The 20,245-nt window shown below is 72.6% G+C and carries 16 protein-coding genes; 11 read left to right on the forward strand and 5 right to left on the reverse strand.

All coding sequences use genetic code 11. From position 1 onward, the window contains the following. The first annotated feature begins 73 nt into the window (after positions 1-73). Complete coding sequence (locus NYF13_RS26990) at positions 74-1,426, forward strand: OFA family MFS transporter (RefSeq protein ID WP_315660555.1); 1,353 nt, start codon at positions 74-76, stop codon at positions 1,424-1,426. After that, positions 1,426-1,566 carry a hypothetical protein gene (locus NYF13_RS26995; protein WP_315660556.1) on the forward strand — a complete coding sequence of 47 codons (141 nt, stop codon included), beginning with the start codon at positions 1,426-1,428 and terminating at the stop codon, positions 1,564-1,566. Before NYF13_RS26990 ends, NYF13_RS26995 begins: the two co-directional genes overlap by 1 nt. 5 nt (positions 1,567-1,571) lie before the next feature. On the opposite strand, the gene NYF13_RS27000 is transcribed toward NYF13_RS26995, so the two are convergent. Then, positions 1,572-2,246, reverse strand: a complete 675-nt coding sequence (locus NYF13_RS27000; RefSeq protein WP_315660557.1) for a GntR family transcriptional regulator — start codon at positions 2,244-2,246, stop codon at positions 1,572-1,574. A 145-nt stretch (positions 2,247-2,391) separates the two neighbouring features. On the opposite strand from NYF13_RS27000, the gene NYF13_RS27005 reads away from it, so the two are divergent. Beyond that, a complete protein-coding gene (locus tag NYF13_RS27005; RefSeq protein ID WP_315660558.1) occupies positions 2,392-2,814 on the forward strand; it encodes a VOC family protein in 423 nt (140 codons plus the stop codon). Positions 2,815-2,877: 63 nt separating this feature from the next. Next, positions 2,878-4,305 carry an LCP family protein gene (locus NYF13_RS27010; RefSeq protein ID WP_315660559.1) on the forward strand — a complete coding sequence of 476 codons (1,428 nt, stop codon included), beginning with the start codon at positions 2,878-2,880 and terminating at the stop codon, positions 4,303-4,305. Between the two features lie 60 nt (positions 4,306-4,365). Here NYF13_RS27010 and NYF13_RS27015 read toward each other — a convergent pair whose 3' ends face one another. Continuing rightward, positions 4,366-6,678 (reverse strand): FdhF/YdeP family oxidoreductase, encoded by a 2,313-nt coding sequence (locus tag NYF13_RS27015; RefSeq protein WP_315660561.1) that lies wholly within the window; start codon positions 6,676-6,678, stop codon positions 4,366-4,368. A 99-nt stretch (positions 6,679-6,777) separates the two neighbouring features. Continuing rightward, the gene (locus tag NYF13_RS27020) at positions 6,778-7,122 is read right to left on the reverse strand and encodes a hypothetical protein (RefSeq protein ID WP_315660562.1); all 345 of its coding nucleotides are present in this window, start codon (positions 7,120-7,122) and stop codon (positions 6,778-6,780) included. Between the two features lie 59 nt (positions 7,123-7,181). Here NYF13_RS27020 and NYF13_RS27025 point away from each other — a divergent pair, with 59 nt between their 5' ends. Next, positions 7,182-9,809 (forward strand): valine--tRNA ligase, encoded by a 2,628-nt coding sequence (locus NYF13_RS27025; RefSeq protein ID WP_315660563.1) that lies wholly within the window; start codon positions 7,182-7,184, stop codon positions 9,807-9,809. A 174-nt stretch (positions 9,810-9,983) separates the two neighbouring features. Here the strand turns inward: NYF13_RS27025 and NYF13_RS27030 are convergent, their stop codons facing one another. Both NYF13_RS27030 and NYF13_RS27035 read right to left on the reverse strand, forming a co-directional pair. After that, on the reverse strand, positions 9,984-10,868 hold the full coding sequence (locus NYF13_RS27030) for an SGNH/GDSL hydrolase family protein (protein WP_315660564.1): 885 nt from the start codon (positions 10,866-10,868) through the stop codon (positions 9,984-9,986). A 118-nt stretch (positions 10,869-10,986) separates the two neighbouring features. Beyond that, entirely contained in the window at positions 10,987-11,610 is a 624-nt protein-coding gene (locus tag NYF13_RS27035; protein WP_315660565.1) for a class I SAM-dependent methyltransferase, read from the reverse strand. Positions 11,611-11,685: 75 nt separating this feature from the next. On the opposite strand from NYF13_RS27035, the gene NYF13_RS27040 reads away from it, so the two are divergent. From NYF13_RS27040 to NYF13_RS27065, 6 genes are all read left to right on the forward strand, one after another. Beyond that, positions 11,686-13,404: a bifunctional folylpolyglutamate synthase/dihydrofolate synthase gene (locus tag NYF13_RS27040; RefSeq protein ID WP_396287719.1), complete on the forward strand. Its 1,719-nt coding sequence runs from the start codon at positions 11,686-11,688 to the stop codon at positions 13,402-13,404. After that, entirely contained in the window at positions 13,401-13,850 is a 450-nt protein-coding gene (locus NYF13_RS27045) for a DUF4233 domain-containing protein (RefSeq protein WP_396287720.1), read from the forward strand. The genes NYF13_RS27040 and NYF13_RS27045 overlap by 4 nt, the downstream gene beginning before the upstream one ends. Before the next feature lie 78 nt (positions 13,851-13,928). After that, the gene (locus NYF13_RS27050; protein WP_315660566.1) at positions 13,929-15,476 is read left to right on the forward strand and encodes an alkaline phosphatase D family protein; all 1,548 of its coding nucleotides are present in this window, start codon (positions 13,929-13,931) and stop codon (positions 15,474-15,476) included. 81 nt (positions 15,477-15,557) lie between these two features. Then, entirely contained in the window at positions 15,558-15,968 is a 411-nt protein-coding gene (gene ndk / locus NYF13_RS27055; protein WP_315660567.1) for a nucleoside-diphosphate kinase, read from the forward strand. Between the two features lie 83 nt (positions 15,969-16,051). After that, positions 16,052-16,762 carry a maleylpyruvate isomerase family mycothiol-dependent enzyme gene (locus NYF13_RS27060; RefSeq protein ID WP_315660568.1) on the forward strand — a complete coding sequence of 237 codons (711 nt, stop codon included), beginning with the start codon at positions 16,052-16,054 and terminating at the stop codon, positions 16,760-16,762. Between the two features lie 98 nt (positions 16,763-16,860). Then, complete coding sequence (locus tag NYF13_RS27065) at positions 16,861-20,226, forward strand: phosphodiester glycosidase family protein (RefSeq protein WP_315660570.1); 3,366 nt, start codon at positions 16,861-16,863, stop codon at positions 20,224-20,226. The last annotated feature ends 19 nt before the right edge of the window (positions 20,227-20,245 follow it).

A 20,245-nucleotide genomic window follows, 5' to 3' on the forward strand; every position in this document is an offset into this window, starting at 1 on the left:
ATTCAGCCGGTGCAACGCCGGGTTTTTGGTAATACATTCCCAGCACCACCTCACAGTTCGGAGGAGTCTGACGATGGCCAACGGCTTCCTGGCCCGCTCTCGTATCGTCGCACCGCCCGGCTGGACGCGCTGGCTGGTCCCGCCCGCCGCGCTCTCGATCCACCTGTCGATCGGCCAGGCCTACGCGTGGAGCGTGTTCAAGACCCCGCTCGAGAAGACCCTGCACCTGTCGGGGACCCAATCGGGCCTCCCGTTCCAGCTCGGGATCGCGATGCTCGGCCTGTCGGCGGCGTTCGGCGGCACCCTGGTGGAGAAGAACGGCCCGCGCTGGGCCATGTTCGTGGCCACCGTGTGCTTCGGCGCCGGGTTCGTGGTCTCCGCGCTCGGCGTGGCCACCGGGCAGTTCTGGCTCGTGGTCCTCGGCTACGGCGGCATCGGCGGGATCGGGCTCGGCATCGGCTACATCTCCCCGGTCTCGACGCTGATCAAGTGGTTCCCGGACCGGCCGGGCATGGCCACGGGCATCGCGATCATGGGCTTCGGCGGCGGCGCGCTGATCGCCTCGCCCTGGTCCTCGGCCATGCTCGGCACCACGCCCACCACCGGCGACATCGCGACCGCCTTCCTGATCCACGGCGTGGTCTACGCGGTGTTCATGACCATGGGCGTGCTGATCGTGCGGGTGCCGGCCGAGGGCTGGAAACCCGGCGGCTTCGAGCCGGCGGCGGTGGCGGCCAGGACGCTGGTTTCCACCGGTAACGTCTCGGCCGCGAACGCGCTCAAGACGCCGCAGTTCTGGTGCCTGTGGGTCGTGTTGTGCCTCAACGTGACCGCGGGCATCGGCATCCTGGAGAAGGCCGCGCCGATGATCGGGGATTTCTTCAGGAACACCTCGGCCCCGGTGGGCACCGCGGCCGCCGCCGGGTTCGTGGCGATGCTGTCGCTGACCAACATGCTGGGCCGGTTCGTCTGGTCGTCCACTTCGGACCTGGTGGGGCGCAAGAACATCTACCGCTTCTACCTCGGCGTGGGCGCGGTGCTGTACCTGGTCATCGCGCTGACCACGAACTCCTCGAAGGTCGTGTTCATCCTCTGCGCGATGCTGATCCTCTCCTTCTACGGCGGCGGGTTCGCGACGCTCCCGGCGTACCTGAAGGACCTGTTCGGCAACTACCAGGTGGGCGCGATCCACGGTCGCCTGCTCACCGCGTGGTCGGTGGCCGGGGTGCTCGGCCCGCTGATCGTCGACGGCATCGCCGACCGCGCGAAGGCAGCCGGCAAGTCCGGCCCGGACCTGTACACGACGTCGTTCTTCATCATGATCGGCCTGCTCGTGGTCGGCTTCGCCGCCAACGAGTTCGTGCGTCCGGTGAAGGCGAAGTTCCACGAGCCCGTGGGCCGCGACCAGGTGGGGAGTGAGGCGTGATGAGCGCACCGGCGACCGAAGGCACGGCCCGCTCGGGCGGGCGGACCCTGCTGCTGGTGATCGCGTGGCTGTGGGTGCTGGTCCCGTTCGGCTACGGGGTGTACGAGCTGATCCGCAAGGTGGTCGACCTGTTCGGCTGAGCCGGTCAGCGGGGTTTCAGCCCGGAGAGCAGGCGGCGGCGGGCCGAGTCGACGTGCTCCTCGGCGACCCGGGCCAGCGCGCCCGGGTCGCCGTCGCGCACCAGCTCCGCCAGCTCGCGGTGCTCGGCGACCACCCGCGAGCGGTAGTGGTCGTGGTCCAGCGACACCCGTTGGAGCTGGAACAGGAACACCTGCGAGCGCACGGCCCGCCACGCGTCGGTGAGCCGGCCGTTGCCCGCGGCGGCGTAGACGTGGTCGTGGAAGGCGATGTCGAGGGCCAGCAGGCGCGGGCCGCCGGCGTGTCCGGCCTCCGCCGCCATCGTGTCCACGAGTTCGTCGAGCCGGCCCAGGTCGCCGGGCGTCGCCCGCGCCCGCGCGGTGGTCGCAGCCAGGCGGTCGAGCGCCGCGCGGACGGAGTAGAGCTCTTCGACGTCATCGGGCGTCACTTCGACGACGGTGGTGGGGCGGTGCCAGCCACCCTGGACCAGCCCTTCGCGCGCGAGCTGGAACAGGCCCTCCCGCACCGAGCCGCGGCTGATCTCCAGCGATGCGGCCAGCTCGACTTCCCGCAGCGCCGCGCCCGGCGCGAAGTGCCCGGCGAAAATCGCTTCGCGCACGCGGTCCGCGGCTTCCTCGGCCAGTCCACGCCGGGCGGCCTTCCGTAGTGGGGTGACTTCCATGGGCCAATGTTGACATTCGGACATCGTCGGATCAAGGTGAATCGGCCCGATCCCGGACCGCGCTCACCGGACAGCTACTCGCCGGACTGCACTCACTGGACTGCACTCACTGGACTGCACTCACTGGACTGCACTGAGGAGACCCATGGCCACCCGCCCCGCCTTCCACCTCGCCATCCCGGTCGACGACCTGGACCGCGCCCGCGCCTTCTACGGCGGGGTGCTCGGCCTCGGCGAGGGCCGCTCCTCCGGGGCCTGGGTCGACTGGGATTTCCACGGCCACCAGGTCGTCACCCATGTCGTGCCCGGTACGCGGGCCGAGGCCGGCCGCAACCCGGTCGACGGCCACGACGTGCCGGTCCCGCACTTCGGCCTGGTCCTCGACGTCGACGCCTTCCACGAACTGGCCGCCCGGCTGCGCGCGGCGGACACGGAGTTCGTGATCGAGCCGTACCAGCGCTTCGCCGGGGAACCGGGGGAGCAGTGGACGATGTTCCTGCACGATCCGGCGGGCAACGCGCTGGAGTTCAAGGCCTTCTGCGACGAGACGCAGCTCTTCGCACGCTGAGCCGGCTGATGTGAACTGGGTCACTTTTGCAGCAGCCGGGCGTACCGCGGAGTCGGTGGAGGTGTGCGGATAGCGGGAAAGATCGTCGTTTCGGTGCTGTCGGTGATCACGTTCGCGGGTACGGCCTACGGTTACTCGACCCTGACTTCGCTCGACGAGGTCAGCCGCAGCGACGTGCTCGGCGGCGGCGAGCCGGCGAAGCCCGGCGAGCGGCCGGCCGACGGCTCGCTCGACATCCTGCTGGTGGGCCGGGACTCCCGCGACGACACGCAGGGCAACCCGCTGCCCCGGAACGTCCTGCAGGAGCTGCGCGCCGGGGCCAACGGCGACGACCTCACCGACACCCTGATCGTGCTGCGCATCCCGAACGGGCAGGAGAGCATCAAGGCGTTCTCCATCCCGCGCGATTCCTACGTCCGGCTGGCGGGCGGGCCGGACAAGATCAACTCCGCGTTCGGCAAAGCCAAGGCGGCCGAGGCTTCGCGGCTGCGCGCGGCGGGTGAGACGGACAAGGACAGGCTCAGGGTGGAGTCCCTGACCGCCGGGCGCCGCGCGACCCGGCAGGCGGTGGAGGACCTCACCGGCGTGACCATCGACCACTTCGCCGAGGTGAACCTGCTGAGCTTCTACGACATCAGCAACGCCGTCGGCGGGGTGCCGGTGTGCCTCAAGGAGGCGACCAAGGACGAGGACTCCGGCGCGGACTTCCCGAAGGGGCCGCAGAAGGTCTCCGGCGGCGACGCGCTCGCGTTCGTCCGCCAGCGCAAGAACCTCCCGCGCAGCGACCTCGACCGCGTGGTGCGCCAGCAGGTCTTCCTCGCCTCGCTGGCGCACGAAGTGCTCTCCGCGGGCACGCTGGCCGACCCGGGGAAGCTGGGTGCGCTGATCGACGCGGTGAAGAAGTCCGTGGTGATCGACAGCACGTGGAACCTGCTGGACTTCGTCGGCCGGTTGCAGGGGATCACCGGCGGCGGCATCCAGTTCTCCACCATCCCGGTGGCCAACCCCGACTACCGCTACAGCAGGCAGCACCCGAGCTGGACGGCCGTGCAGGTGGACCCGGTTCAGGTCAAGGCTTTCGCGGCCGGATTGATCGGCGCCCCGCCCTCGGGCGCGCCACCGTCCGGCCCGGCCGCGGGCCCGATCGTGGACGTGTCGAACGCCGGCGAAGCGAGCGGGCTGGCCGCACGGGTGGCCGATGTGCTGGAGGAGCGGGGTTTCACCCCGGGCCGGACCGGCAACACCACCGCCCGCCGCGCTTCGCTGGTGCGGTACGGGCCGGGCCTCGCGGCACCGGGCGCGCAGGTGGCGGACCTGCTCGGCGGGCTGGCCACCACCGAGTCCGCCGACGTCCCGGCCGGGCACATCGAGGTGCTGCTCGGCCAGGTCTACTCCGGCCCCGGTGCCTCGGCGGGCGGTGGCGGCGGCGCGGCGGCCGGCCCCCGCGACGACGCCCCGATCACCTCGGCCGGGGAGAACTGCGTCGACTGAACCCGGCACCACCGGGCCGGTCCGCTCACCCGAGCCCGTTCGCGCCGGTCCGCGCCGGGGTCAGTCGTGGTGGTGCGGGTCGAGCCGCACCACGATCGCCTTCGACACCGGGGTGTTGGACTTCTCCGCCACGGAGTCCAGCGGCACCAGCGCGTTGGCCTCCGGGAAGTACGCCGCCGCACAGCCGCGGGCGGTCGGGTAGGAGACGGCGCGGAAGCGGGGCGCGCGGCGCTCGCCGTCGCGCCATTCGGAGACCAGGTCGACGATCTCGCCGTCGGCGATGCCCAGCTCCGCCAGGTCCTCGGGGCTGACGAACACCACCCGTCGGCCGTCCTCGATGCCGCGGTAACGGTCGGAGAGCCCGTAGATCGTGGTGTTGTACTGGTCGTGGCTGCGCAGCGTCTGCAGCAGCAGCCGGCCCTCGGGCACCTGCGGGTACTCCAGTTCGGACACGGTGAACGTGCCCTTCCCGGTGGCCGTGCCGGTGAACTCCCGCGAATCGCGCGGCGCGTGGGGCAGCACGAAGCCGTCCGGCTCGCGCACCCGGCGGTTGTAGTCCTCGCAGCCCTTGACCACGGCGGCGATCCGGTCGCGGATCAGGTCGTAGTCCGCCTCGAAGGTGCGCCACGGCACGGCGTGGCCCGCGCCGAACAGCCGCTCGCCCAGCCGGCAGATGATCGCCACCTCGGAGAGCAGGTGCCCGCTGGCCGGGGCCAGCCGGCCGCGGGAGGCGTGCACCTGGGACATGGAGTCCTCGACGGTGACGAACTGCGGGCCCGAGGACTGCGTGTCCCGCTCGGTGCGGCCCAGCGTGGGCAGGATCAGCGCGGTGCGGCCGTGCACCACGTGCGAGCGGTTGAGCTTGGTCGAGACGTGCACGGTCAGCGAGCACCGGCGCAGCGCCTGCTCGGTCGCCGCCGAATCGGGGGTGGCCGAGGCGAAGTTGCCGCCCATGGCGAAGAACAGCTTGCCGCGCCCGTCGCGCATCGCGCGGATCGAGTCGACGGTGTCCCAGCCGTGCTCGCGCGGCACCTCGATGCCGAACTCCCCGGCCAGCGCGTCCAGGAACGACTGCGGCATCTTCTCCCAGACGCCCATGGTCCGGTCGCCTTGCACGTTCGAGTGGCCGCGCACCGGGCACAGTCCCGCGCCCGGTTTGCCGATCATGCCGCGCACCAGCGCCAGGTTCGCGATCTCGGAGATGGTCGGCACGGCGTGCTTGTGCTGGGTCAGCCCCATCGCCCAGCAGTAGACGGTGCGCTCGGAGGTGGCGATCATCCGGGCGATGTGCTCGATCTGCGCGCGCGGCAGGCCGGTGGCGCGCTCGGTCTCCGGCCAGTCCAGCTCCCGCAGGTTCTTGGCGTAGTCCTCGAAACCGTGGGTGTGGCCGTCGACGAACTCGCGGTCGACGACCGTGCCGGGCGCCTCCTGCTCCCAGTTCAGCAGCAGGTGGCCGACGGCCTGGAACAGCGCCAGGTCGCCGCCGAGGCGGATCTGCGCGAACTCGTCGGCCAGCGGCGTGCCCTCGCCCACCACCCCGCGCACGTTCTGCGGGTTCTTGAACCGCATCAGCCCGGCCTCGGGCAGCGGGTTGACCGCGATGATCTTCGCGCCGTTGCCCTTCGCCTGCTCCAGCGCCGAGAGCATGCGCGGGTGGTTGGTGCCCGGGTTCTGCCCGACCACCACGATCAGGTCGGCGTGGTGGATGTCGGCCAGCGAGACCGAGCCCTTGCCGATGCCGGTGCTGGTGGACAGCGCCGCGCCGGAGGACTCGTGGCACATGTTCGAGCAGTCCGGCAGGTTGTTGGTGCCGAAGGAGCGCACGAGGAGCTGGTAGAGGAACGCGGCCTCGTTGCTGGTGCGCCCGGAGGTGTAGAAGATGGCTTCGTCCGGGGCGGCCAGCGCGGACATCTCGTCGGCGATCAGGCCGAACGCGTCGTCCCAGGAGATCGGCTCGTAGTGCCCGGCGCCCGCCCGCAACACGAACGGCTCGGTGATGCGGCCCTGCTGGCCCAGCCAGTAGTCGGTCCGGCCGGCCAGTTCCTCGATCGGGTGAGCGGCGAAGAGCTCGCGCCCGACCTGGCGCTTGGTCGCCTCCTCGGCCACCGCCTTCGCGCCGTTTTCGCAGAATTCGGCCACCTTGCGCTTCTCGCCGTCGACCTGGCGGGGCTCGGGCCAGGCGCAGCCGGGGCAGTCGAAGCCGTTGCGCTGGTTCAGCAGCCGCAGCGTGCGGGCGGTGCGGGTGACCCCCATCTGCTCGACGCCGCGGGCGAGGGAGACCGCGACGCCCGGGATGCCGGCGGCCCAGCTCTTCGGCTTGCCCACCTCGAGGCGGGTCTCGTCCACGTCGTTCTTCGGCGCTTCACGGGTCATGCCCCCATCGTGCGCCTCGGCCGCCGGTTTCCCAAGCCGGGGCCGGTGTCGCGACCGTTCCGGCGTCGTCGACCTGCGGGGGCCCCGCGCCCGGGTCGCTCAGAAGAGCGGCGTGACCGGCGGCGGCTGCGCACCGAGGCTGAAGGAGTACTCCGGCGCCTGCTCGTTCACACCGGCGCCCTGCACCTGGTGCACGACGATGGCGGCGACCAGCAGCACGACCAGTCCGGCCACGGCGATGAGGCCGGGCCAGCGGCTCGGCGCGGCCGGGGCGCCGTAGCGCACGGGTGAGCCGGCGCCGGAGCGGCGCTCGCGCTTGCGGCGCTTCTTCAGCTCCTTCTTGGCGCCCAGCCAGGCGTCCAGCTCGGCGTGCTTCTGCCAGTTCGGGTCGATCAGGTCCGGATGCGTTTCGATCCGGTCGTCCGGCTCTTCCGGGCGGGTCATCCGGGTACCCCTTTCCCCCTGCGCAACCCCGCCGGAGCGGGTTCGTAGACTTGTCCATTGTGACCGAGAACGCTCCGCAGCAGACCACCGACCTCCCGGGTGCCTGGGACCCGGCCGCCGAAGAAGCGCCCCTGTACGACCGCTGGGTGGCGGCCGGGTACTTCACGGCCGATGCCACGTCGGACAAGCCGCCGTTCTCCATCGTACTGCCGCCGCCGAACGTGACCGGCAGCCTGCACATGGGTCACGCGCTCAACCACACCCTGATGGACGCCATGAGCCGGCGGCGCCGGATGCAGGGCTACGAGGTGCTGTGGCTGCCCGGCATGGACCACGCCGGCATCGCGACGCAGAACGTGGTCGAGCGCCGGCTCGCCGCCGATGGCCTGTCCCGCCACGACCTGGGCCGGGAGGAGTTCGTCGAGCGGGTCTGGGCGTGGAAGGCCGAGTACGGCGGCCGGATCCTGGGCCAGATGCGGCGGCTCGGCGACGGCGTCGACTGGTCGCGCGAGCGCTTCACCATGGACGAGAACCTGTCCCAGGCCGTGCAGACGGTGTTCAAGAACTTCTTCGACGCGGGCCTGATCTACCGCGCCGAGCGCATCATCAACTGGTGCCCGCGCTGCCAGACCGCGCTGTCGGACATCGAGGTGGACCACAGCGAAGACGACGGCGAGCTCGTCTCCATCCGCTACGGCGACGGCGACGGCGCGATCGTGGTCGCCACCACCCGCGCGGAGACCATGCTGGGCGACACCGCCGTGGCCGTGCACCCGGACGACGAGCGGTACGCGCACCTGGTCGGCACGGAGGTCGAGCTGCCGCTCACCGGCCGCACGGTCCCGATCGTGGCCGACCGGCACGTCGACCCCGAGTTCGGCACCGGCGCGGTGAAGGTGACCCCGGCGCACGACCCGAACGACTTCGAGATCGGCCGGCGGCACGGACTGCCGATGCCGACCGTGATGAACGAGCGCGCCCAGGTCACCGTGCCCGGCCCGTTCGAGGGACTGGACCGGTTCGAGGCACGGCCCGCGGTCGTCGCGGCCCTGCGCGAGGCGGGCCGGATCGTGGCCGAGAAGCGGCCGTACGCGCACGCGGTCGGGCACTGCTCGCGCTGCGAAACGGTGGTCGAGCCGCGGCTTTCGCTCCAGTGGTGGGTGAAGGTGGAGGAGCTGGCCCGGGCGGCGGGCGACGCGGTGCGCGACGGCCGTACCCGGATCCACCCGGCCGAGCTGGAGAAGCGCTACTTCGACTGGGTCGACAACATGCACGACTGGACCATCTCGCGCCAGCTCTGGTGGGGTCACCGGATCCCGGTCTGGTACGGACCGGACGACCAGGTGGTGTGCGTGGGCCCGGACGAGCAGCCGCCCACCGGCGAGGGCTGGCACCAGGACCCGGACGTGCTGGACACCTGGTTCTCCTCGGGCCTGTGGCCGATGTCGACCCTGGGCTGGCCGGAGCGGACCGGCGACCTGGCCAAGTTCTACCCGACCAGCGTGCTGTCCACCGGTTACGACATCCTGTTCTTCTGGGTCGTGCGGATGATGATGTTCGGCGTCCAGGAGATGGCCGGGACCCCGCCGTTCGACCACGTCTACCTGCACGGCCTGATCCGCGACACGCAGGGCAAGAAGATGTCCAAGTCGCGCGGCAACGTGATCGACCCGCTCGAGTGGATGGACGCCTACGGCGCCGACGCCACCCGCTTCACCCTGGCCCGCGGGGCGAACCCGGGCGGGGACATGGCGCTGGCCGACGAATGGGCGGCCGGCTCCCGCAACTTCTGCACGAAGCTGTGGAACGCCAGCAAGTTCGCCATGATGAACGGCGCCACGGTGGCGGCGGAGCTGCCCGCGCCGGGCGAGCTGACCGAGGCCGACCGCTGGATCCTCGGCCGGCTGGCCGCGCTGGTGTCCGAAGTGGACGGATTGTTCGAGGACTTCCAGTTCGCCAAGGTCGCGGCCGCGCTCTACCAGTTCACCTGGAACGAGCTGTGCGACTGGTACCTGGAGCTGGCGAAGGTCCAGCTGTACCAGGGCGACGAGGCCCGGGCCGGGGCCACGCGCTCGGTGCTCGGCCACGTGCTGGACACGGTGCTGCGGCTGCTGCACCCGTTCGTCCCGTTCATCACCGAGAAGCTGTGGATCGCCCTGACCGGCGGAGAGTCGCTGGTCATCGCGCCGTGGCCGAAGCCGTTCGAAGGCTACGCGGACCCGATCGCCGACGCGCGCGTCGCCGACGTGCAGAAGCTCGTCACCGAGGTCCGCCGCTTCCGGGCCGACCAGGGGCTCAAACCGGGCCAGAAGGTGGCCGCCCGCGTCGCCGGCCCGGGCTTCGCCGAGGTGTCCGGCCACGAGGACTCGATCCGCTCGCTGGTCCGCCTCACCCCGGTTGAGGAGGGCTTCTCCGCCAGCGCCGCCCTGGAGGTCGCGCTGGCCGGCGGTGTGGTGACGGTGGAACTGGACCTGTCCGGCACCGTCGACGTGGCCGCCGAGCGCAAGCGCCTGAGCAAGGACCTGGGCCTGGCCGAGAAGGAGCTTTCGCAGACCGAGGGCAAGCTCGGCAACGAGTCCTTCATCGCCAAGGCCCCGGCCCCGGTGATCGAGAAGATCAAGCTGCGCCGCGAGACGGCCGTGGCTGATATCGAGCGGATTACGGCTCGCCTGACGGCTCTGCGGTAATTCTGCCTCGGCTTCGTCGAGGCGGCGAGATCGCCCTTGAGCCGCCGTCTTCCCTCCCGATTCCGTCCGGCCTTGGGGCCGGACGGAATCGCTCGGTCCAGACGGCGGCGGCGATCTCGCGTGGGGGTTCAGGGGGCCCGGGGCGAGGGGGCTGGGTGAGGGGTGCCGCGGGGGCTAGCGGTTCAGGTGGCGGGCGATCACGGTGGCCACGCCGGCCATCCCGCGGGCCAGCGGGTGGTAGGCGGCCGCGGCCAGTGGCAGCGTGTCCTTGCCGTTGATCCACGCCGCGCCGTCCGGGGCGCAGGCGTCGTGCCCGGACGACGGGCCGAAAGTGTCCACATAGGACGAGTGGCCGTCGGCGGCCACGGCGTTCGAGATCGCCGCGTTCAGTGCCTCTTCGACGCTGGAGAGCCAGGCGTAGTCCCCGTCGGCGAAGGGCAGGATGTCCGGGCAGTAGCCGGATTCCGGGGCGATGCGCGGGTAACCGACGGCCAGCACCTTCGCGTGCGGCGAGCGCGCGTGGATGCCGGCCAGCACCGACTGGACGTTGCGTTGGGTGGTGGCCAGCGCCGCCTTGACGGTGTCCACGCCGTTCGTGGTGAAGTGCTGCTGGCACGGGTTGCCGGTGGGGTCGCTCGCGCGCAGCGACGGACAGGTGCCGACCAGGCTGCCGAACACCCCGGAGTCGTTGCCGCCGATGCCGAGCGTCACCAGGTCGGTGCCGGGCCGCAAGGCGCTGAGCTGCGCCGGGTTCACCCCGAGCGGCACGTTCTGCGCGTGCGTCATGTCCGAGGTGTCGGCCCCGGAGCAGCTGACGTCGGTGTAGGTGCCCACGTGCAGCCGGGCCGCGAGCACCGCCGGGTAGTTCGCCGTCGATCTCAGGCAGCCCAGCGGGTCCAGCCGGGGCAACGGGATCAGCGGGCCCGCCGTGTACGAATCGCCGAGTGCGACGTAGTGGCGGTAGCGCGCCGGGTGGGTGGCCGCCGCGGCGGCGGTGGCCGAGGCGGCGAGCAGGGCCACCACCGCGAAGGCGGTGGACAGGAGCCGGGTGGTGCGCATCAGGACCTCGTTCTGCGGGCGGCGTCGTGGACGCCGTTCACGCTGGTCCAGCGCGGCACCGGTCGCTGCCGCCGAAAGGGTGGTCGCCGCGCGGCTTCACCCGGCAGTCGAGTGAACCTCACCCTTCGTCGAACGGTTTCCGGTAGGTCAGCAGGTACCGCCAGAACAGCAGCGGGCGCACCGTGCTGCCCGGCAGCAGCCGCCGGGCCCCGGCGCGCACCTCGGACAACCGGGGGAACTCCGGGTGCACCGGGGCGGGGGGCTGGGCGTCCACCCCGCCGCCCAGCCGGTCGGCCGCGTGGGTCAGCAACCGGGCGGCGGCGTTCACCGGGACCGCCGCGAGGCCGCGCGCGTGGTCGGCGGCCGTGCTCGGGCGGGCCAGGCCCAGCACGGCCAGCACCCCGCCGGGCCGGAGCGCCTCGCGCAGGGCCGTCACCGTGTCGAACGGCACGTGGTGCAGCGACGCCAGGCTGGAGATGAACGAGTAGTGCCCCTCCGGCAGCGGCTGGGTGGTGATGTCGGCCCGCCGGAAGTCGATCGTGCCGGGACCGGGCGAGCCGGTGGCCTCGGCCAGCCGGATCATCGGCGCCGAGACGTCGATCGCGTCCACGTCCAGCCCGGCCGCGGCCAGCCGGCGGGCGAACCGGCCACTGCCACAGCCGACGTCGAGCGCCCGCCCCGGTCCCGGCGGGAGCTGGGCCAGCAGGAGCGGGTGGTAGTGGTGGTTGTGGTCGAACGGCATGGCCCGAGACTGCCAGGAACCGCGCACGTAGACTCGTCTGGTCAGGTGAACCAGGGTGTCGAGGGGAGCGGTCGCGTGCCGCGTGGTGAGGACGGGCGGTTCGGAGCCGGGGAGCACGAAGGCTTCGAAGACGAGGCCGGCGGCGCGGCCGGGCCGGGCCGGCGCCGGGACCTCGCGGATCCGGACAGCTTCGCCGGCGTCGACGAGCTGGGCGCCCGGGCCCACGACGAATCCGACGACGTCGATCCCGACCTCGACGCCCCCGACGCGGCGTACACCGTGGGCGGCGGTGCTCGCGGCGGGATCGGCGGCATCGGCCAGCTGGGCGACAACCTGGCCACCGGCCCGGTGCCCGACCTGCTCGGGGCCGGGGACGCCGAACTGCACGAGCTGGACGACCAGGGCGTCGAGGAGCAGCTCGCCGACCCGAACGGCCAGCAGGCCCGGCGGGAGCTGATGGCGGTCGAGGCGGAGCTGAACCAGCGCTGGCCGGAGACGAAGATCGCGCCCTCCCTGGCGCGGATCCAGGCGTTGGTCACCCTGCTGGGCGAACCGCACCGCGGCTACCCGGTGCTGCACGTCGCCGGCACCAACGGCAAGGGCTCGGTCTCGCGCATGATCGACGCGCTGCTCACCCGGATGGGACTGCGCGTGGGCCGCTACACCAGCCCCCACCTCCAGCTCGTCACCGAGCGCATCGCCGTGGACGGGCACCCGATCCCGGCGGCGAAGTACGTGGACCTGTTCCGCGACGTCGCCCCGTACGTCACGATGGTCGACGGCGCGAGCGAGGACGGCGTGCCGATGAGCAAGTTCGAGGTGCTCACCGGGATGGCGTTCGCCGCGTTCTCCGACGCGCCGGTGGAGGCGGCCGTGGTCGAGGCCGGTATGGGCGGGGCCTGGGACGCCACGAACGTCGCGGACGGCGACGTCGCGGTGATCACCCCGATCGGCGTCGACCACGTGGAGTACCTGGGCCCGAAGGCCGTGGACGCCGCGGTGGAGAAGGCCGGGATCATCAAGCCCGGCGCCGTCGCGGTGATCGCCGAGCAGGACCAGGACGTGCTGAACGTGCTGCTGGAGCGGGCGGTCGAGGTCGACGCCTCGGTGGCGCGCGCGGGCAGCGAGTTCGGCGTGCTGGAGCGCGAGGTCGCGGTCGGCGGCCAGCTGCTGAAGCTGCAGGGCCTCGGCGGCGTGTACGACGAGATCTTCCTGCCCCTGCACGGCGCGCACCAGGCGGCCAACGCGGCGCTCGCGCTCGCGGCCGTCGAGGCGTTCTTCGGGGCGGGCAAGGACAAGCAACTGGTCCTCGAGGCCGTGCGCGAGGCGTTCGCCGAGGTGGAGAACCCGGGGCGGCTGGAGCGCGTGCGCGCGGCCCCGACCGTGCTGATCGACGCCGCGCACAACCCGATGGGCGCCCGCGCGCTGGCCACCACGGTGGCCGGGGAGTTCGCGTTCCGCCGCCTGGTCGCGGTGGTCGCGGTGATGGCCGACAAGGACGCGCGCGGCATCCTCGACGCGCTGGAGCCGGTGGTGTCCGAGGTGGTGATCACCCGGAATTCGGCCCTGCGCTCGATGCCGCTGGACGAGCTGAACGAGCAGGCCATCTCGATCTTCGGCGAGGACCGGGTGCTGGCCGAACCGGACCTGGAGACCGCGGTGGAGACGGCGATCGGCCTGGTCGAGCAGTCCGACGACCCGGAAGAGCCCCTGGCCGGCGGCGGGGTGCTGATCACCGGCTCGGTCGTCACCGCGGGCGACGCGCGCACCCTGTTCGGGAAGGAGCCGGCATGAGTGAGACCCCCGAGAGCGCGACCCCGGCGGGCGCCGCGACCGGCGAAGCCGCGGCCGAGGCGGTCGCCCCGCCGCCCAAGGACCCGATGAAGGGCTTCCGCGGCGTGCTCGCGGGCACCCTGATACTGGAGGCGATCACCGTCGCCCTGGCCCTGCCGGTGATCGACAAGCTGGGCGCCGGCCTGACCAGCGCCCTCGGCTGGACGGTGCTCGCCATCGCGCTGGCCCTGGTGGTCCTGTGCGGGATGATCAAGCGCGTCTGGGCCCTGCCCGTGGTGCTGCTCCTGCAACTGGCCCTGATCGCGATGGCCGGCGCCCTGCCCGCGATCGCCATCATCGGCGTGGTCTTCCTGGCCGTCTACCTGTGGCTGCTGTGGCTGCGCCGGGATGTGGCCCGCCGGATGGCGGCCGGGACCCTGATGAGCCAGCAGCCGCCCCCGGCCTGAGCGGCTCCCCTCCGCCGTTCACCGCCGCGTCAGCCCGCGTTGGCCGCCGCGCCGTGGGCGCGGGATAGAACGTCCGGCATGACCGAATCGACTCCCACCCGCCGCACCCTGCTCAAGGCCGGGCTGGCCACGTCCGCGCTGGCCGGTGGCCTGCTCGTCCCGGGGGTGGCGAGTGCCGCGCTGGTCCGCCGCGACCGCCCGGTGCTCACCCACGGCGTCGCTTCCGGTGACGTCACCACCGGCTCCGGCATCGTCTGGTCGCGGGCCGACCGGCCGTCACGGCTGGTGGTGGAGCTCGCGCGGGACCCGTCCTTCCGCGCGGCCCGCCGCGTGAGCGGGCCGGTGGTCTCACCCGAGACCGGCGGCACCGGCAAGGTCCGCCTCACGGGCCTGCGCCCGGGCACCGGCTACCACTACCGCGTCACCGCCGTCGACCTCGACGGGCGCACCACCAGCGAAGCGGTCACCGGCCGGTTCGCCACCGCCCCGCTCGGCCACGCCGACACGCGCATCCTCTGGAGCGGCGACGTCGTGGGCCAGAACTACGGCATCAACCCGGAGCTGGGCGGCATGACCATCTTCGGCGCCATGGCCGACCGCCACCCGGACCTGTTCCTGCACAGCGGCGACACCGTGTACGCCGACAGCCCGCTCACCGAATCCGTCACCCTGCCCGGCGGCGGGACCTGGCACAACGTCGTCACCCCGGAGAAAGCCAAGGTCGCCGAGACCCTGGCCGAGTTCCGCGGCCAGCACGCCTACAACCGGCTCGACCGGCACTTCCGCCGGTTCGCCGCCGAGGTTCCGGCGCTGGTCCAGTGGGACGACCACGAGGTTTCGAACAACTGGTACCCGGGCGAGGTGATGAACGACCGCCCCGAGTACACCGAGAAGCGCGTGGACGTGCTCGCCCCGCGCGCCTACCAGGCCTTCCACGAATGGCACCCGATGGACCGGCGTCAGGCCGTCGACGGCCGCGTCTACCGCAGCCACCGGCACGGCCGCCGGGTCGAGGTGTTCGTGCTCGACATGCGCAGCTACCGCGACGCCAACACCGCCGACCAGGGCGCGCCCGGTCACATCCTCGGCGAGCGGCAGGCGCGCTGGCTCGCCGGTGCGCTCGGCCGCAGCACCGCGACGTGGAAGATCGTGCAAGCGGACATGCCGATCGGCCTCGTGGTGCCGGACGGCACGGCGATCGAAGCCGTGGCGAACAACCGCCCCGGCGCCCCGGGCGGGCGGGAGACGGAGCTGGCGTGGGTGCTGCGGGAGATCTCGCGCCGCCGCGTGCGCAACGTCGTCTGGCTGACCGCCGACGTGCACTACACCGCCGCGCACCACTACTCACCGGACCGGGCCGCGGTCGGCGATTTCGACCCGTTCTGGGAGTTCGTCTCCGGCCCGCTCAACGCCGGCGCGTTCGGTCCCAACGCGCTCGACCCGACCTTCGGGCCCGAGGCCGTGTTCGTGCACGCCCCGGTGACGCAGAACTCCTCGCCCGCACAAGGGTTCCAGCACTTCGGCGAGCTGAACGTCGACGGCGCCAGCGGCGACCTGACCGTCGACCTCCGGGACGCCGGCGGCGCCTCGCTCTGGTCGAAGACCTTCCACCCGCAGGGCCGCTGAGCACGCCGGAACCGGCGTTCCGGGCGCGTCGGCTAGGCTCGGCAGCCCTCACCACGAATCAGTACAAGGAGAAGCACCGTCGTGACTGAACGCACGCTGGTCCTCGTCAAGCCCGATGGCGTCGCGCGCGGCCTCGTCGGCGAGGTCGTCTCGCGCCTCGAGCGCAAGGGCCTGAAGCTGGTCGCCCTCGAACTGCGCACGGTCGAGCGCTCGCTGGCCGAGGAGCACTACGCCGAGCACAAGGAGCGGCCGTTCTTCGGCGACCTGCTGGAGTTCATCACCTCGGGCCCGGTCGTGGCGCTCGCCGCCGAAGGCCCGCGCGCCATCGCCGCCTTCCGCCAGCTCGCCGGCGGCACCGACCCGGTCGAGAAGGCCACCCCGGGTACCCTGCGCGGCGATTTCGGCCTGGAGACGCAGTACAACCTGGTGCACGGCTCCGACTCGCCGGAGTCGGCCGAGCGTGAGCTGAAGCTGTGGTTCCCGGACCTGTGAGCCGGGACTGAGGCCGGGGCGGCACCGCGTGGTGCCGCCCCGGCTTTTCCTTTCCTGCCGGACATTCCCTCGTGAGGTGACCGATGACCGCGTTGCCGCCCGCGGCGTACCTGCCGCACCTGCGCACGCTCACCCGGGCGTTCGCCGAGGGGCTGCGCACCGGTGAGCCCGGCGCGCCGGTGCCCGACTGCGGCGGCTGGACGCGCGCGGACCTCGGCGCGCACCTGGGCCACGTGCACCGCTGGGCGGCCGAGGTCGTCCGCACCGGTGAGCCGCGGCCCCAGGAGTTCGGGAACCCGCCGTCCGCGGACCTGCCCGGGTGGTACGCCGAAAGCGCGTCCGTGCTGCTGGACGCCCTCGCCGAGGCCGATCCGGAGGCGAGCTGCTGGCACTTCGGCGCCACCGCCAGGACCAAGGCGTTCTGGTTCCGCCGCCAGGTGCACGAGACCGCGGTGCACCTGATCGACCTCACCGAGGCCGCCGAGCTGGACCCGGTGATCGCCGCCGACGGCGTCAGCGAGGTCTTCGAAGCCATCCTGCCGCGGATCGCCCGCCGGCACGCCGTCCCGCCGCTGGCCGCGCCGATCACCTTGCGCGCCACCGACACCGGCCACTCCTGGACCCTGGTGCCGGGCGAGCCGCCCGCGCTGGGCGAGGCCGAGGCCGTCGCCACCGTCGAAGCCCCGGCCCGGAACCTGGTGCTGCGCCTGTGGAAGCGCACGGTGGCCGAACCGCGGATCACCGGCGACGAGGCCGTGGCCACGGCGTTCCTGAGGGCTCCGCTCACGCCCTGACCTGAGCCGTTCGGGCGACGTTCACCGGGAAGCCTTCCGCCGGCCGCACCGGTGGACTTTTCTGGGCGCAGCCCACTCACTCGATCCTGGGGTTCCTCGTGAAGAAGTCCCGCCTGGTACTGCTCGGTGCCCTGACCACGATCCTGGGCACGGCCGTCACGGCGCCCGGGCACGCCGACCCGCTGGCCGCGCCGCTCGGCCCGCCGCCGGTCGAAGGGGCGCCCGCCGCGTCCTCGGCCCGCGAAGCCCCGATCACCTACGCCGCCCTGGCCCCGGACGACGGGTTGGTGACCAGCAGCGCGACCACGGCCGTCGCGCCCGGACTGGACCTGACGCAGTTCGACCGCTTCGACCCGAAGGGCTGGATCCGCGGCGACACCCTGAGCGTCGACCTGTCCGGCAACGGGCTGAAGCCGACCTACCTGAGCCCGGGCACGGTTTCCGCGCGCGCCCCGCTCTCCCGGCAGGTCGCGCGGGCCGGCGCGGTCGCGGGTGTGAACGGCGACTTCTTCGACATCTCCGCCACCGGCGCGCCGATCGGCGTCGGCATCGACCACGGACGGTTGCAGACCGCGCCCGCCGCCGGGCACAACACCACCGCCGCCATCACCGAAGCGGGCCGGGCGAAGCTCGCGGACATCTTCCTCGAAGCCACCGTCACGATGCCGGGCGGCCGAGCCGTGCCCGCGACCAACTTCAACAGCCCCGTGCTCGGCCCGGACGCCCTCGGGGTCTACACCCCGCTCTGGGGCGCGTCGGCGCGGACGACCTCGGTGGCCGGGGCCCGGCGCGTGGCCGAGGCCGAGGTCCGCGCCGGGGTGGTCACCCGGCTGGGGACCGCGCCCGCCGACGGCCCGATCCCGGCCGGCAGCACGGTTCTGCTGGGCCGCGAAGCCGGCGCGGACACGGTGAACGGCCTGCACGTCGGCGACCGGGTGGGCGTTTCCTACGCGCCGCGTTCGGACGCCGGGAAGATCGCGGTCGCGGTCGGCGGCAACGAGGCGCTGCTGGAGAACGGCCGGCCGCAGCCGGTCGACGACGTCACGCTGGCGCCGCGGACCGCGGTCGGCTTCTCCGGCGACGGCCGGCGGATGTGGCTCGTGACCATCGACGGCCGTCAGGCCGACAGCCGGGGCATGACCGAGCTGGAGCTGGCCCGCCAGATGAAGGCACTCGGCGCCGAGGACGCGATCAACCTCGACGGCGGCGGCTCGTCCACCCTGCTCGCCCGCACCGAGGGCGAGACCGCGCCGAGCGTGCGCAACTCGCCTTCGGACGGCGGGGAACGCCTGGTGCCCAACGGGATCGGCATCGCCACGGTGCCCGGCAGCGGACGGTTGACCGGTTTCGCCCCGACGCCCGCGCAGAACACCAAGAACGCCACCAGGGTCCTGTCGGGGCTGTCTCGGGTGCTCGTCGCGGACGGCCACGACGAGACCGGGGCGGCCGTCGCGGCGCAGCCTCGCTGGAGCACGTCGAACCCGTTGCGCGGCAGCGTGACCCAGGACGTCTTCACCGCGCACGCCGATCACCTCCGCCCGGACGCGCGGGCGGAGGTGGACGTGATCGCGCGCGACGGCCGGGCCTCCGGCCACACCAGGCTGTCCGTGCTCGGCTCGCCGGTCCGGCTCGGCACGAGCACCGGGCAGGTCGCGCTCTCCGGCGCCGGTGCCAAGAGCACGTTCCAGGTCTACGGCTACGACGCCGACGGTTACGGAACCTGGCTGGAACCCCGCGACGTGAAGCTGGACTACGACCCCGCGGTGGTCGACGTCGAGCCCTCGGCCGACGGGTTCGCCGTCACCGCGCTCACCGCTTCGGGCGCGTCGGCGATCACCGTGCACGCGGCGGGCCTGACCGCGCACCTGGCCGCCTCGGTGGGCGCTGTGCCGCGGATCGCGTCCCCTTTGGACGGTCCGGCAGGGTGGACTGCCAGCGTGTACCCGGCCGTGGCCGGCGCCGCGCTCTCAGCCGCTCCCGGCCGTGACGGCGGGGCGGGCCTCGGCCTCGACTACCGCTTGACCGGGACGGATGCCACGCGCGCCGCCTACGTCAACGCGGCGACGCCGATCCCGGTCCCGGCCGGCACCCAGAAGATCGGGCTGTGGGTGAACGGCGACGGCCAGGGGTCCTGGCTGCGCGCGGAACTGCACGACGCGGCGAACGTTGCGTCCATTGTGGACCTTGCGCTGAGCGTGGACTGGACCGGCTGGCGCCACGTGAGCGCCACCGTGCCCGCCGGGCTGCCGGCCGGGCAGGCCCTGACCCGTTTCTACGCCGTGGAGAACCGGCCGGACCGGCAGTACTCGGGCCGGCTGGTGTTCGACGACCTCACCTTCGAGGTCGCGCCGTCGGTCCCGGTGCCCGCGGACCCGCCGGTGCACGACCCGGCGCTGGTCACCGACGGCTCGCTCGGACCGGGCGGGTTGCGCATCGCGGTGGTCAGCGACGCGCAGTTCACCGCCGACGCGCCGGACGGCCCGCTCGTCGCGCAGGCGCGCCGGGCCATGCGCGAGGCCGTCGCGGCGAAGCCGGACCTGGTGCTGATCAACGGCGATCTGGTCGACCGCGGCACGGCACCGGACTTCGCGCTGGCGCGCAAGGTGATCGACGAGGAGCTGGCGGGCCGGGTGCCGTGGTACTACCTGCCCGGCAACCACGAAGCCGAGGCCGGCGACGGGCTGAAGCAATTCCAGGCGGTGTTCGGCGCGACCCACCGGGTGGTGGACGTGCACGGGATCCGCCTGGTGCTGCTGGACTCTTCTCGCGGCTCGCTGCGCGCGGGCGGGTTCGACCAGGTGCGGATGGTGCGGGACGCGCTCGACGGCGCGGAGCGCGACCCGTCGGTGCGCGGGGTGGTCGTCGCGATGCACCACCCGGTGAAGGATCCGAGCCCGACCGGCAACTCCCAGCTGGGCGATCGCAAGGAAGCGGGCCTGATCACCGGCTGGCTCACCGATTTCGAGCAGGTCTCCGGGAAGCAGGCGGCCTCGATCGCTTCGCACGCGGGCGTGTTCGGCCTTTCGCGCACCGACGGTGTGCCGTACCTGGTGAACGGCAACTCGGGCAAGACGCCGGCGGCCGCGCCCGGCGACGGCGGTTTCGTCGGCTGGACGCTGGTGCGGTTCGACCCGGGCGACCGGGCGCAGCCGGTGCGGTTCGAAACGCGGCCGAACGTCGACGCGCTGTCGATCACCGGGCCCTCGTCGCTGCGGCCCGGCCAGAAGGCCGAGCTGCGGGCGACGCTGACCCAGGCCGGGCGGGTGGTCCCGGTGGCGTACCCGGTGAGCGCCGATTGGGGCGGCTCCGGCGTGCACATCGGCCCGTGGCCGCCGTGGCCGTGGGACGTCGTCTCCTACGATCCGGCGACCGGTTCGCTGACCGCGCTGCACCCGGGCGTGGCGCGGATTTCCGTGACGGTGAACGGGGTTTCGCGGGTGTTCCCGGTGACCGTCGGCCGGTGATCGGCCAAACCGGTCGAAA

The organism is Amycolatopsis sp. PS_44_ISF1 (assembly GCF_032335455.1).
In the GTDB taxonomy this organism is placed as follows: Bacteria; Actinomycetota; Actinomycetes; order Mycobacteriales; family Pseudonocardiaceae; genus Amycolatopsis.